The organism is Hymenobacter negativus (assembly GCF_016056375.1).
Classification (GTDB): Bacteria; Bacteroidota; Bacteroidia; order Cytophagales; family Hymenobacteraceae; genus Hymenobacter; species Hymenobacter negativus_A.
On sequence record NZ_JAEDAE010000011.1, the window covers coordinates 107,194 to 120,988 of the forward strand.

The following is a 13,795-nucleotide window of genomic DNA, read 5'->3' on the forward strand; positions in this document are numbered from 1 at the left end:
CTCGGCAGCCGAAATTCGGGGGTGAACGGTTCGCTCAATTTCAAGACCAAGAAGTTGGGCTTCACTTCCTCGGGCGGCACCGGCGGCTGGTACGGGCCCAATAAGTCGGAGCGGGTACGCTTCGGCAAAACCGATGGCTCGACCCTGACCCAACAGGGCGTGGGCAACTACGGCGGGCAATGGATGTTTGGCTCGCTGGGCCTCGACTACGACTTGAACGAGCACCAGAGCCTGTCGCTGGCGGCCTCGGTGAACCGCTACGCCGGCCACGACTACAACAACCTGCTGAACGACTACGTGTCGCCCACCCAGCCACAGACCAATCAGCTTTTCACTCGCGCCACCAACAGCAAGTTCAGCGGCTTTAACGGCGAGCTGACCGGTACTTACACCAAAACCTACGCCCTGCCCCGCAAGGAGTGGAGCGTGCTGGGCCAGTACGCCCGCAACGACGGCACCTTTGGCTACGATTTCGACCAGTACCTCAACTCTTACACCAACCTGGAAGTGGGCAGCGCCAGCTACCGCGAGCGCAGCCGGGGCCGCACCCCGGGCTCGGAAGTAACCCTGCAAACCGACCTCACCCAGCCCTTTGGCGAGAAGCAAACCCTCGAAACCGGCCTTAAAGGCATTTTTCGCAGCACCGGCTCGGTGGCCAACGTGGACGGCCTGACCCGGGGCGTGACCGATGATTTCGTGCGCCTACCCGGCCGCTCCACCGATTTCAGCTACGACCAGAACGTGCAGTCGGCCTACGCCACCTACACCAATAAGCTCACCAAGAAGCTGACCCTGAGCGTAGGCAGTCGCCTGGAGCGCACCGCTCTTTCCGCCGATTTCCGCACCAACGACACCAGTTTCGTGCGCAGCTACCTCACGCTGCTGCCCAACGGCAACGCCCAGTACGCTTTCAGCGACAACAACAGCGTGCGCGCCGCCTACTCGCGCCGCATCACCCGGCCCTACATCGACTACCTCAACCCCTTCATAGACCGCTCCGACCCGAAGAACCTCGTGTACGGCAACCCCGGCCTGAACCCCGAACTCACCGATTCCTATGAGTTGAGCTTCAACACCAACGGCAAAGCCGGCTCGCTCAACGTCGCGGCCTCCATGCGCCGCACCGGCAACGCCATCGAGTCCATTCGCCTCGGCCCCGACGCCAACGGCGTAACCCGCCAGACCTACGCCAACGTGGCCTCGAACGCCTATTACCAGCTGAATTTCTACGGCTCGGCCAAGCCGGCCAAGGGCTGGGACATCAGCGGCGGGCCCGATATTCAGTACATCGTGCGCCGCAGTCCCTCGCTGGGCATCGAGCGGCGCGGCTTCACGGCGAGCCTGAATTTCAACACCTCCTACAAGTTGCCCAAAAAATTCACCCTGCAGGGGTTCATGTTCGGCTCGCTGCCCTCGCCCGACTTGCAGGGCCGCGGCTCGGCCAACCTCTATTACCAGGTGGGAGCCAAGAAAACCTTCCTCAATGACAAGGCCGACCTGGTGCTGAATTTCGCTGCGCCCTTCAACGACTACTGGCTCTACCGCAACACCACCGACACGCCCACCTTCAGCGAAACCAACCGCAACTACGCCTACCAACGCTCGTTCCGTCTCAGCTTTAATTACCGCTTCGGCCAGGCTCAGCAAACCAAGCAGCGCAAGTCCATCTCGAACGACGATGTGAAGGGTGGCGGCAGCAAGCAGGGCGGCCAGTAGCCGGCATCAGTCGCGGCCAATCAAATACCGAACGCACAAAAAATCCCCGGCCGCGCTGGCCGGGGATTTTCGTTTTTTAGAGCCTTTTTGGCTTCTTATTGGCGGGCCAGGCGCAGGTCGTGTTTCACTTGTTTGTGAGCCGTTTTGAGGTAACGCTTGAGTTGCTGCTTGCGCGATACCACGATAACGCGGGCGTTGGTCAGGCTCACCGTCGACTCGGTGGCGGCCGCGTTCAGGGTCATTTTCTCGTCGGCGTAGCCGGCGTAGGTCACCACGGCATCGAGGGCTCCGGCGTTGGCCGGCACTTCAAACTCAAACTCGCCGTCGGCATTGGTCACGGCCATCTGCTTGGTGCCCGTGAGGATAACCACGGCACCGGGCAGCGGACCTGCCGGATTGGTGATTTTGCCGATGAGCAGCGTTTTCTCCGGTTTGATATCTCCATCATTATCAGCGTTTACCATGGCATCGGCCGTGTTGGTGAAACGCTGATGGGCTTGTGCCGAAAACGAAGTCAGGCTGACAACACAAGCGAAAACGGTGGCGGCGAGTACAGAGAAGAAGCGCATTGCAGTAAGTGAAGAAGTATCAGGTGGTTTTGAATGATACAAATGTCGTATTGTATTTATGGGGTAAATGCCTGCCTCGTTCAACAACGCCAATCTCCCGGCGAATGACTGGATTTGCCAAATCAGTGGATTGACTGGCCCCCAAAACCAAAAAGCCCCGGCCTCAAAGACCAGGGCTTCTTCAAAAACGAGTTGCAGAAAAAAGGTATGGTAAACCGTAGAAATCGGAAAGTGGATGGGAAATAATTAGTTGGCCGCCGGGGCTATTTCGCGAAGCAGGTACACTGAGCCCAGCGCCTGCACGGCTCCCAGCCGTACCACTTCTTCGCGCAGGCCACCGTAGCCGCAGGTCAGCTCCACTTCTTTTACGTTGCTGGGCACACGCAACTCAAACTCGCCTTCCGAGTTGGTTACCACAATGGTGCGGGTGCCGTGCAGCCATACCGTAGCCCCGGGCAATGCGCCTTTCCGGCCTTGCACCACCCCATGGATGACCTTGGTAGTAGCGGTTTTGGCGCCTTCCTCTGGGTCGGTGCTGGTGGCATCTTCCGGCTTGCCACCTGATTGCGTGTAAGCGTATTGCGCCTGGCTGGGCATGGCAGTCAGCAAAAAAACAATGGCTACAACGGTGGAAGTGAGGCCGGATTTCATAGCGTATTGCACTAATGACATTATTTATTGGAGGATACAAACGTACAATAAAATCATTGTATGTTGCAAGTATTTGTAATAATAAATTCACTTTTATTATTGGATAAGCGCAATTAATAGTTGACCATTAATTGATAATCAACTAAAAAGCCTCCGCAATACAATTGCGGAGGCTTCTGGCTAAGAGCTTTATAATAAGTAAATGGCTGGCGCGCTAAGCCTGCCGTAGCGAGTGCCGCCTTAGGCCATGTTGCGCAGCCGCTCCTCCTGCCGGAAAATGACGTAGGAATAGCCGTAGCAAAATGCCGCCGTGAGCAGCAACAGCCCCACCATCACCAGGTGCATGTGCTGGGTGGGCAGCATCAGCGCCAGCCCGGCAATGAGCAGCCCGACCAGGCAAAAGCCGATGCCGCCCACTCGATGCGTGCGTGCCCACACGGTGGGGCTTTCCAGCGTCCAGGGCGTGCGGATGCCCACAAAATAATTGGGCTGCACAGTGGTGAGGTAATTGCCCATAAAGGCCAGAAACAGGCCCAGCAGCACCATCAGGCCGCGGCCCTGCGTGCCGGGGTGCAGCGCCATGTACAGGCCGTAGCAGGCCAGCCCGCCCAGCATGACCACCATGGCGAGGCGCAGCTTCTGAAAGTTCACGCTGTTGCTGTCGAGCCGGCGCTTGGGGTCCAGGTAGGGCAGGACGCTGAAAAACAGGGCCATGCCCAATGGCGCCCCCAGCGTGAGCAGCCACATGTGGTCGCGGCTGGTGTAGCCGTTGGCCTGCCCGCTGCCATCGAAGTGCGAGGGCACCTGGGCAGGCAGCTGCGGCCACACATAGAGCAGGTACAGCGACGGGGCCAGCACGGCTACGAGCGTGAGCAATTGCCACAGGAGCAGATTCTTTTTCATGAGTACCGCGAAAAAAGGAGTGGGGAAAATTAGGATTTGAACTGATAAAGCCAGCCCAGCAATTCATCAAACACGGTCATGTTGAGGGTGTAGACCACAAACTGGCCCTGCTTCTGGCTGGTGACGAGGTCGGCCTGGCGCAACAGGTCGAGGTGGTGGCTGATGGTGGGGGCCGAGAACTGGAACTGCTCGGCAATGGCCCCGGCGGTGGCCGGCCCGCTGCGCAGCCGCTCCAGAATGGCGCGCCGCGTGGGGTCGTTCAGGGCTTTGAAGAGTGCATTCATACGGTGGTGTTTCAATGATTAGGCAAATGTCTAAATAAAATCGAAATAAAAAAGCGCGGCCCCTCGAAAGGAGCCGCGCGGCAAAAATAATTTTGCAGGGCTGGCCGTTAGGCCGGTTGCTGCGCCGTGGCATCGGCGGTGGTTTCGGGGCGACGGCCCCAGGCGGCGCAGCGGTTTTGCATCTGCTGGCGGAATTTCTCGCGGGCTTCGGGGCTGAGGTGCTCCATGCGGCCGGCCATGCGCAGCTTCCACTCGCGGCGCTTGCGGGCCCAGCCGCCGGGCCGCCCGCCGGGCTTGAAACCGAACAAAATGCGGCTCAGCAGCAGCAGGCCATAAGTTTGGCCTAGGGTGATGGCGGGCAAGTGAAATAGGGAGGGCATCAGCCAGTTCCAAAGGGCCTGGGTGGCAAAGCCGATAACGACGAGAAACAGCGCCGCGAAGAAAAAGAAACGGAGGCCGCGCAGCAGCCAGAATTTACGGTCCATGATGGGTGAGATAGTGGGATGGTGGATTGGTAGGGTGGTGAGCTAGCGGGATGATAGCGCCGCCAGCACGGGCCGGCAGAACGTCAATTCACCATCCCGCTAATCCACCAATCCACCAATTAGTCGGTGAATAATTCGGTGTAAAGCTTTTGCAGGCGCTTGCGCAGGTGCAGCACGGCGTAGTGCTTGCGAGAAATCAGGGTTTTGAGCGGTACGCCGGTTTCTTCTTCCATTTCGCGGAAGGTTTTGTCTTCCAACTCGTGCCACACAAATACTTCGCGCTGGGCCGCCGGCAGCTCGGCCAGGGCCTCGCTAAGGGCATCCATGAGGGTTTCGCGCAGCAGGCGGTTTTCGGGCGAGTCGTCGGGGGCCGGCAGAAGGTCGGCCAGCAACAGGCCCTCGCCGTCATCGGAAGCCTCGGCGGCACCGAAGGCCGCTTCCAGGCTCACCGGCCGCTTGCGGCGGTAGAGGTCGGTGATGCGGTTGCGGGCCACCCGGAAGAGCCAGGCCGCCGCCTGCTCCACGGGCTTGAGCAACCGGTAGCTTTCTACAAGCTCGGCGAAGACGTCCTGCAGCAGGTCTTCGGCCTCGGCTTCGTCGGGAATGCGCCGCCGGATGAATTGCAGCAGGCGCGGGCGCTGCTGGCGCACGGCTTCGGCAATCTGGCGGTCTTGCTGCGAAGCCGTCATCGGCAGGAGGGGAGTGGGGAGCGAAAGTGCCATGGTTGTCATTCTGAACAAACAGACGCGGGCCCGGTGAAATTACTTTAATCTTTTTGGCGAATGTTCCGTAGCGACGCCGCGCAAACTTGGTGCTTCGCATCGCCAGACAATTTCAAGCGCCCCCGGAATGCGCACTACAAAGTTTTCACTATGCAAATTCACCCCCTGATTTTTCGTTTTTCAGGGTACCTTTGCCGGCCGGCCGGCTGCACGTTGCCCATTCACCGGCCCTTCCTGTATGGACCCAACCGTTTCCCAGACCATCCCCGAAGTCATTCGGACCGTTCCGCTTCAGTACTACGTTTTCTTCGCCTCGGCCCTGTTTGCCATCGGCGTCACGGGCGTGCTGGTGCGGCGCAACGCCATCATCATCTTCATGTGCGTCGAACTGATGCTCAACGCGGTGAATATTCTGCTGACAGCCTTTTCGGCCTACCGCGCCGACCCCAACGGGCAGATTTTCGTGTTCTTCATCATGGCCGTGGCCGCTGCCGAAGTCTCCGTGGGCCTGGGCATCATCGTCATGATTTACCGCAACTTCCAGACCACCGACGTCAATTTATTGAGCCGGCTGAAGTGGTAGCGTAGCCGAGCGACTGAGTGACAGAGTGACTGAGTGTTTACGTCAGTCCGTTTCTCTTCTCAGTTGGTCGCCACTGCATTTGTCCTATCACTCAGTCACTCCGTCGCTCAGTCATTCTCTCATGCAAGAAACTGTTCTCCCCGGCGCCAACGCCCCTTATTCTACGTTCATTTACGTCCTGATTCCGCTGCTGCCCTTTCTGGGCTTTCTGCTAAATGGACTGTTGAACAAGAAGCTTTCCGGCACTGTGGCCGGCCTTATCGGCAGCGCGACCGTGCTGGGCTCGTTCCTGATTGCGGTGATGCTGTTCCTGAATTTCCAGTATCAGTACACCGTGCAGCTGTTCGATTGGATTACCGTGGGCTCGCTGCAGATTCCCTTCCAGTACCAGATTGACCAGCTCAGCCTGATTATGCTGCTGCTCGTGACGGGCGTGGGCTTCCTGATTCACGTGTACAGCATCGGCTACATGCACCACGACGAAAACGTGGGCAAATTCTTCAGCTTTCTGAACCTATTCATTTTCAGCATGCTGCTGCTGGTGATGGGCGCCAACTTTGTTATCCTCTTCATTGGTTGGGAAGGCGTGGGCTTGTGCTCCTACCTGCTCATCGGTTTCTGGAACAAGAACACCGCCTACAACAACGCCGCGAAGAAGGCCTTTATCATCAACCGCATCGGTGACCTGGGCTTCCTGCTCGGTATCTTTCTGATTTATCTGACCTTCAACTCGGTGCAGTACGCCGAAGTGTTCCAGAAAGCTTCGCTTGGCCAGTTCGGAACGTATGGCGTGGGCATCTGCACGGCCATCACGCTGCTGCTGTTTGTGGGCGCAATGGGCAAGTCGGCTCAGTTGCCGCTCTACACCTGGCTGCCCGACGCCATGGCTGGCCCCACGCCGGTGTCGGCCCTTATCCACGCCGCCACGATGGTGACGGCTGGTATTTACATGGTGCTGCGTGCTAATGTATTGTTCACCCTCTCGCCCGATACGTTGCAGGTGGTCGCCATCGTGGGCGCGGCCACGGCGCTGTTTGCCGCTACAATCGGTCTGGCGCAGAACGATATCAAGAAGGTATTGGCATACTCCACCGTTTCGCAGCTGGGCTATATGTTCCTGGCGCTGGGCGTGATGGGTTACTCTACGGCCCTGTTCCACGTGCTCACGCACGCCTTCTTCAAGGCGCTTATGTTTCTTGGGGCCGGCTCCGTCATTCACGCTATGAGCAACGAGCAGGACCTGCGCCGCATGGGCGGCCTGCGCAAGGCGCTGCCCATCACCTTCCTCACATTCCTTATCGGCTGCCTAGCCATTTCGGGCATTCCGCCGTTCTCGGGCTTCTTCTCCAAAGATGAAATCCTGGCGCACGCCTTCGAGCACAACAAAGTGCTGTGGGCCATGGGCCTGCTTACGGCTTTCCTGACGGCATTCTATATGTTCCGTTTGCTATTCCTGGCTTTCTTCGGCGAGTTCCGGGGTACCGAGGAGCAGAAGCACCACCTGCACGAGTCGCCGGCTTCGATGACCTTTCCGCTCATCGTGCTGGCCATTCTGGCGGCCGTGGGCGGCTTTATGGGCGCGCCCATGTTCACCGGCGGGCACCACTACCTGGCCGAATATCTGGCCCCTATTTTTACCTATTCGCAACGCATTCTGCCCGAGGCTTTCTCGGCCAAACCCGATGAGCATACTGAGCTGATGCTCATGATTGCCTCGGTTGCCGCCGGTTTGCTCGGCATCATTCTGGCTTACGTGATGTACGTGGCCCGCGCCACACGCCCGGCCGAGGACGAGGCCCACCGCTCGGCGCCCGAAAGCCTGGTGTACCACAAATACTACATCGACGAGCTGTACAACAACGTCTTCACACGGCCCATCATGGCGCTGTCGACTGGCCTATATAAGTTCGTGGAAAACGGCGTTATAAACCCCGTGGTGGGCGTTTTCGGCCGCGCAGTGAACGGTGGCGGGGCGCTGCTGCGCTACGTGCAGACCGGGGCAGTGGAAACCTATCTGATATTGATGGTTATCGGGATTGTGCTAATTCTGGGACTAAATTTTGTCCGGTTCTAGAGCCTGGGTTTTTAGGATAATAATCGGAAAAGCCGCTTGTGAAAACAAGCGGCTTTTTTGTGCCATCCCTCCCCCGAATAGCCGATTTAAGAGTAACGCTGGTGAGGTAGATTAAACGGTTGGGAGCAGAAGAAAGCAAAACATTTTATTTCATAATTGGTTGATTTTTAAATAATTATTATTTTTATGCTGAATGCATTCGGCAATAAGTGAGCAACTTTTTTAGCTGGAAAGGGTATAGCTGCTCATCCAACGCGATGATGGGCCAAATGGCTTGCGGCGGATTTTCGCATCTATCCCCACACCTAAAAATTATGGTCTCAAAACCTAATCTCCTACGTGGCCTCGCCTTGGGAGCAGTCGTGCTTGGCATGGCCGCTCCACATGCTCAGGCCCAAACCGCCGACCGCAAAACGGCGCTCAGCGCCAATATTGGCCTGCTGCAGTACAACGGCAACATGGGTTCCGACTTTTGGAACCGTTCCGGCAACGACCTGATGGTGGGCGGCGGCGGAGCCATTACCCGCTACCTGTCGCCGTCGTTCGACTTGGCCTTGCTTGGGTACTACGAGACCTACAAGTACAGCAGCGAAATCTACTCGGGTAGCAACTTCGACGCCCGCATCGGCATGGTGGACCTGGGCATTAAGCTCAAGCTCAACAACGGCAAGATTCTAAAAGAAGATGCCTTCATTCAGCCCTACCTGATGGGTGGCGGGGGCATGTTCCTCTCCAATACCTCCGGTAATGTGCGCGGTGTAGGCTTTGGTGTTGACCAGATTCGTCGGCCCGAGGTATTTGGCCTGGCCGGCCTGCGGTTCCGTCTTAGCGATGCCGTGTATCTGGACCTTACTACCAGCCAGCACTACCCCTTCACCGACCGGGTTGACCACCTCAGCGCCCCCAGCGACAAGCTGTACGACCGGTTCCTGTTGCACCAGGCCGGCATCACGGTGGCCCTGGGCAAGATGAAGGACGAGGACAAAGACGGCGTATCGGACAAGAAGGACAAGTGCCCCGGTACCCCGGCCGGCGTAGCGGTTGACCCCAACGGCTGCCCGCTGGACAAAGACGGCGACGGTGTTCCGGATTACCAGGATAAGTGTCCCGACGTGAAAGGCGTGGCCGCTCTGCAGGGCTGCCCCGACCGTGACGGTGACGGCGTGACCGACGCCGACGACGCTTGCCCCGATACCCCCGGCAAGCCTGAGCTGAAAGGCTGCCCCGATGCCGACAACGACGGCGTGATTGACCAGAACGACAAGTGCCCCAACACGCCTTCCGGTGTGCAGGTAGATGCCAATGGCTGCCCGCTTGACCGTGACGGCGACGGTGTACCCGACTATCAGGACCGTTGCCCCAACCGCCCCGGCCCGGCCAGCAACAAAGGCTGCCCCGAGGTGAAAGCCGAAACCAAGAAGCGCCTGCAAGAGGCCACGAAGTACATCAACTTCGAATTCGACAAAGCCGTGCTGCTGCCCAGCTCGTATCCCACGCTGAAGGACCTCGCCAAAATCATGGAAGAGTATCCTGACTACACGCTGAGCATTGCCGGCCACACCGATAGCAAAGGTGCCGACGACTACAACCTGCGCCTCTCGGATGACCGCGCTGCTTCGGCCCGCGCCTACATGCTGAGCCAGGCTGTGCCCGCTGACCGCATCGTGTCGCACGGCTTCGGCGAAACCAAGCCGATTGCCGACAACGCCACCAAAGCTGGCCAGGCCCTGAACCGTCGCGTTGAGTTTGACCTCTACCTCACTGGCGACCCCAACGCCGCCGAAGTGAAGTATGGCCCGGCCCCGACCATCGCGCCTGCTCCGCCGAAAGCCGCTCCGGTGAAGAAGGCGCCCGCCAAGAAAGCTCCCGCCCGCAAGGCCCCGGCCAAGCGCAAGTAGCCAGCAAGGCTCAGCCCAGGTGGCTGATAGATGAAGAAGGCCCGCTTGATGAGAGCGGGCCTTTTTTTGTGGCTGAGAGGCACGTTTTCCGGCCTGATTTGTTCCAACGGCAACATGCAGTCAGTAGAGCGCGGGGCCTGCCCCCTCACCTTACCGCGCTATGGTAGTGAGTACATGACCGACAAATAATACAGCCCGCCCACGCTGGGACCGCCGAGGTAGGACACGTAGTAATTATTGAGCACATTGCTGGCCCCGAGCTTAAAGCGCAGGTTGGGCGCGGGCACAGTGTAGCTGAGCTGGGCATCGAGGGTGTGGTAGGCAGCCACGGTACCATTCACCAGGAAGGTCTGGGAATAATAGCTTTGCTGCCAGCGGTAATTAAGGCCGAAACCGAGATTTTTATAGGCGTTTTCGTTGCCCAGGCTCAGGTTATAGGCCCAGCGTGGGGTGTTGAAGCCGTCCTCGAGCCCATCGCCGTTTTCGGTGCGGTCGAGGCGGGTGTAGGTGGTGTTAGCCCCCGCGAGGTAGCCGCCGCCCAGTTCGTATCGCAGGCCCAATGAGCCGCCGTAGTTGTACACCTTGCTTTGGGCGTTGGTCCAGAGGCGGTAGCGGTTCTGGGTGCTTTTTGAGTTCAGGTAGATGGCTGTGGAGTCGGGATTTAGCGTTTTGGGCACGTAGGCTTCTACCTGAGCAATGAAGTCGCGGTAAGTATTGTAGTAAAAATCAATGTCGACCAGTAGGCGGCCTTTAGGCAGCAGCGCAGCCTTATAGCCCACTTCGAGCGAGTTGATGTGCTCGGGCTTGAGGTAGGTATAGGGGTTTTTCACCAGTAGGCCCTTGTTCTGCGTGATGGCCTGGTTTTGAATGGCCTGCTTCTGGGCAGCTGTAGCGTTGGCGGGCGTGTTGGCGTTGATATAGGCCGTGTTGGCCGCCGTAAAAGCATCGATGCTGGTGCGCAAGTAGCTGTTCTCAAACACGCCGTCCGACATCACCCGCAGCCCGCCGATGCGCTTCACCTGCCCGCTGTTCACGTTGCTGAAACCCTCAAACAAACTCGGAAACCGGTAGCCACTTTGGTAGTTCATCCGGAAGTTGGCCCGCTGCCCGGGCGAGTACACGGCTGTGAAACGCGGATTGAATTTCAGGTCGAAGTAGTCGTTTTTATCGGCCCGCAGCGTGGCCGTGAGGCGGATTTTCTCGTTCAGCAGTCGCGCCCCGGCCTGCACGAAACCGCCGGTTTTGGAATAGGTCAGGTTGTCGCCGAGCGGGTCTTTGCCCTTTTCGGGGTTGATGAAATAGTTGCCATCGGGCACTACAATGTAGGTGCGGTGGTCGGCCCCGGCCAGCACATCCAGGGCAGTGGGCAGGCGGTGGCCGGCGCGGCGCAGGGCCTCGGCAATGTTCACCTGGCCTTCGGCGTGGAGCAGGTTGGCGCGCACGCGCAGGGCCGCGCCCACGTCCCAGTTGTTGATGCTCTGCACGGTGCTGAGGGCATTTTGGAAGGTGGGCGTGCCGGGCTGGGGGCGGCCGGCATCGGCAGCGGCGCGGGCGGTGGCATGGGCCTGGGCAATGGTTTGGCCGGCCTGGGTGGCGGCGTTCCAGGCGGCGGTGTAGTCGCGGTTCCAAGCGGCGTCGGGCTTGTAGCCGCGGTCTATATTTTCGGCGGCGGAGCGCAGGTTGTAGCTATGGCCGGTGTTTTCCTGGGTGAAGTAGGCGCGGGCCTGTACCACGGGCGTGGTCAGGCTCAGGGCGTGCTGTTGCAGCAGGTAATTTTGCAGCTGGAAGCGGTTCGAGCGCTGGTACACGTTGTCGAAGCTGGCCACGCGGTAGGTATAGGCCAGCTCGGTGCCGGGCCGGAAGCGGTAGTGCAGCGCGGCATCGCCCCACAGGGTGCGCAGGCGGTAGTCCACCACGTCCTGTTCGGCGTAACCGGTGCGGGCCACTTGGTAGTTTTTGCCGCCCAGGTTCAGGGTGCTGCGGTCCGACGACTCGTTGCCGTAGCCGTTCACGGGGTCGCGGGCCGGGTTATCGGCCCTGAATAGTCCGGTGTTGGCGTTGCCGTTGGGGTTGATGTCGGTCTGGTCGCTGGCAATCCAGTCGTAGCCTCGCAGGTAGGTGCCGTTCACTTTAAAGGCCAGCTTCGTACTCAGCGCTTTGGCGTAGCGCAAGCTGGTTTCGGAGAATATTTTGGCCCCGCTATACGGGTCGCTGACGTGGTTCACGCCGGTTTTTTGCTGCACGCTGAGGCCTTCGGAATCAAAAGGATTTTTCGTCCGAAAATTGGCCAGCCCGTTGATGGCGTTCAACCCGTAGAGGGCGGCGGCCGTGCCCGGCACGATTTCCACCGACATGATATCCAAATCACTCGGCCCGAGCACATTTCCAATCGGCCCGCCGATGTGCGGGGCTTGGTTGTCCACGCCATCCACCAGCTGGGCAAAGCGCACGTTGGTGGTATTGGTGAAGCCGCGGGCGTTTATCACCTTAAAAGCCAGGCTGGGCGTAATCACCTGCACGCCCTTGAGGTGCTCGATGGCATCGAAAAACGACGGCGCGGGCGTGAGGCACAGCGCGCGCGCGTTCAGCTTTTCCACCGTCACCGGCGACTGCAAAAAGCTTTCTTCGACTTTGGAAGCGGACACCACCACTTCCTCCAAATCGACTTTCTTACGGGTTGTATCGGCCGGGGCCACGGTTTGGCTATGGGCGGCCATCGCCGGGAGGGCGACAGCCGCAAGCAGCGCTGGGCGGGCGCGGCGCGGTAGACATGCAGACATGCAGCAAGGTGAGGGGAAACGGGGTGGTATCAGGATTGGGGCTGGGCGGCCACTACGCGCAAGCTTTGCACCTGGCGCACGCAGCGGCCCATTTTCTTCTCATCGGGCACAATAATTTGGTAGGGGCCGGCGGTGGCGGGCAGGGGCTGGCCATCGCAGCGGTCGGCCAGCAGCACGGGGCGCGGGGCAAAATCCGGATTGAGTTCAGCCAGGGCAAATACGGCCTGGTAGCCGTCGGCGGCGCTCACCAGCACGTAGTGGGCCATGCCTTTGCGGGGCAGGTCGGGGCCAATCTTGGCGCCCGCCGCCATGAGCACGGCGCAGAGTGACACGCCGGAGTAGGTGCGGTTTTTACCGTCGTGGTCGGGCCGCGTCACTTGCTGGCGCGGGAGCCTGGCCATTTGCGCCGGCCCCAACAGCACGGGCTGGGCAAGATTGGCGCTGATTACCTGCACGCCCGTTTGCAGAGCAGCCGTCTGGGCCGCCGCCGTTAGGGGCCAGCCACCACTCAGCACTGTGGCAACGCTGAGCAACAGGCATAAACGCAGGAGACGACGTGAAGCCAGGGTAGCGATGACGAGCATAGAAGCGGGCCGGGGAATTCGTTATGTTCGCAAAGATATAACGAACAGCTCCCCGGCCGCTACGCCTGCAATCGATTTGTTTCGAGCGCCATAAATTCCTGAAAACGCGTTTGCAGGGCTTTAAACGCCACAATGGCTGCCTGGCCGGCCTCCGTCACAACGGCACCGCCGCCTTTGGTGCCACCGGTTTGGGTGCTTACCAATGGCGTGGCGGCCTGCGCATTCATGGAGCTCACCAAATCCCAGGCGCGCTTGTAGGACATGCCCATGGCCTGCGCGGCCTTCGAGATGGAGCCCAGTGCCGCAATCTGTTCCAGCAGCTCCAGCCGGCCGATGCCAAGGAAGCGGCCCTCGTCGGTTTCGAGCCAGAGGCGGCCGTTGAGGCGGTAGGAGTGGGTGGGCAGCAGGAGGGATTTCATGAGACAATGATACAGGGAGGGCTACCCAAGTTAAATAATGGGCGCGAAGCCAACTTTTTCATCTACCGCAAGCGCTTGGAATCAAGTACATTTGATTGACGCTTTTGCTTTCCCAAAAGCGGGTTCA

Annotated in this window: 13 protein-coding genes; 4 read left to right on the top strand and 9 right to left on the bottom strand. The window is 59.3% G+C overall.

The features are described 5' to 3' along the window. Positions 1-21: 21 nt before the first annotated feature. Positions 22-1,716 carry an outer membrane beta-barrel family protein gene (locus I7X13_RS19040; protein WP_394368605.1) on the top strand — a complete coding sequence of 565 codons (1,695 nt, stop codon included), beginning with the start codon at positions 22-24 and terminating at the stop codon, positions 1,714-1,716. Positions 1,717-1,811: 95 nt separating this feature from the next. Here I7X13_RS19040 and I7X13_RS19045 read toward each other — a convergent pair whose 3' ends face one another. The 6 genes from I7X13_RS19045 to I7X13_RS19070 form a co-directional block, all read right to left on the bottom strand. Then, the gene (locus I7X13_RS19045) at positions 1,812-2,285 is read right to left on the bottom strand and encodes a carboxypeptidase-like regulatory domain-containing protein (protein WP_198076699.1); all 474 of its coding nucleotides are present in this window, start codon (positions 2,283-2,285) and stop codon (positions 1,812-1,814) included. 246 nt (positions 2,286-2,531) lie between these two features. Then, positions 2,532-2,936 carry a carboxypeptidase-like regulatory domain-containing protein gene (locus I7X13_RS19050; RefSeq protein WP_198076700.1) on the bottom strand — a complete coding sequence of 135 codons (405 nt, stop codon included), beginning with the start codon at positions 2,934-2,936 and terminating at the stop codon, positions 2,532-2,534. Positions 2,937-3,176: 240 nt separating this feature from the next. Continuing rightward, positions 3,177-3,839, bottom strand: coding sequence for an SdpI family protein (locus I7X13_RS19055; RefSeq protein WP_198076701.1), 663 nt, complete (start codon positions 3,837-3,839; stop codon positions 3,177-3,179). Between the two features lie 29 nt (positions 3,840-3,868). Beyond that, on the bottom strand, positions 3,869-4,123 hold the full coding sequence (locus I7X13_RS19060) for an autorepressor SdpR family transcription factor (RefSeq protein WP_198067191.1): 255 nt from the start codon (positions 4,121-4,123) through the stop codon (positions 3,869-3,871). Positions 4,124-4,230: 107 nt separating this feature from the next. After that, positions 4,231-4,608 (bottom strand): hypothetical protein, encoded by a 378-nt coding sequence (locus I7X13_RS19065; protein WP_198067190.1) that lies wholly within the window; start codon positions 4,606-4,608, stop codon positions 4,231-4,233. A gap of 119 nt (positions 4,609-4,727) precedes the next feature. After that, the gene (locus I7X13_RS19070; protein WP_198076702.1) at positions 4,728-5,330 is read right to left on the bottom strand and encodes an RNA polymerase sigma factor; all 603 of its coding nucleotides are present in this window, start codon (positions 5,328-5,330) and stop codon (positions 4,728-4,730) included. Positions 5,331-5,568: 238 nt separating this feature from the next. On the opposite strand from I7X13_RS19070, the gene nuoK reads away from it, so the two are divergent. The 3 genes from nuoK (at position 5,569) to I7X13_RS21960 (ending at position 9,885) form a co-directional block, all read left to right on the top strand. Next, positions 5,569-5,913, top strand: a complete 345-nt coding sequence (gene nuoK, locus I7X13_RS19075) for an NADH-quinone oxidoreductase subunit NuoK (RefSeq protein WP_190922755.1) — start codon at positions 5,569-5,571, stop codon at positions 5,911-5,913. Positions 5,914-6,034: 121 nt separating this feature from the next. Further along, positions 6,035-7,987, top strand: coding sequence for an NADH-quinone oxidoreductase subunit L (nuoL, locus tag I7X13_RS19080; protein WP_198076703.1), 1,953 nt, complete (start codon positions 6,035-6,037; stop codon positions 7,985-7,987). 371 nt (positions 7,988-8,358) lie between these two features. After that, positions 8,359-9,885, top strand: a complete 1,527-nt coding sequence (locus I7X13_RS21960; protein ID WP_317191592.1) for an OmpA family protein — start codon at positions 8,359-8,361, stop codon at positions 9,883-9,885. A 158-nt stretch (positions 9,886-10,043) separates the two neighbouring features. On the opposite strand, the gene I7X13_RS19090 is transcribed toward I7X13_RS21960, so the two are convergent. From I7X13_RS19090 to I7X13_RS19100, 3 genes are read right to left on the bottom strand one after another with little or no spacing between them, the layout of a single operon-like run. Then, complete coding sequence (locus I7X13_RS19090) at positions 10,044-12,665, bottom strand: TonB-dependent receptor (protein WP_233454854.1); 2,622 nt, start codon at positions 12,663-12,665, stop codon at positions 10,044-10,046. Between the two features lie 29 nt (positions 12,666-12,694). After that, complete coding sequence (locus I7X13_RS19095) at positions 12,695-13,249, bottom strand: molybdopterin-dependent oxidoreductase (RefSeq protein ID WP_198076704.1); 555 nt, start codon at positions 13,247-13,249, stop codon at positions 12,695-12,697. Positions 13,250-13,308: 59 nt separating this feature from the next. Beyond that, on the bottom strand, positions 13,309-13,668 hold the full coding sequence (locus I7X13_RS19100; RefSeq protein WP_198067185.1) for a winged helix-turn-helix domain-containing protein: 360 nt from the start codon (positions 13,666-13,668) through the stop codon (positions 13,309-13,311). Between the last annotated feature and the right edge of the window lie 127 nt (positions 13,669-13,795).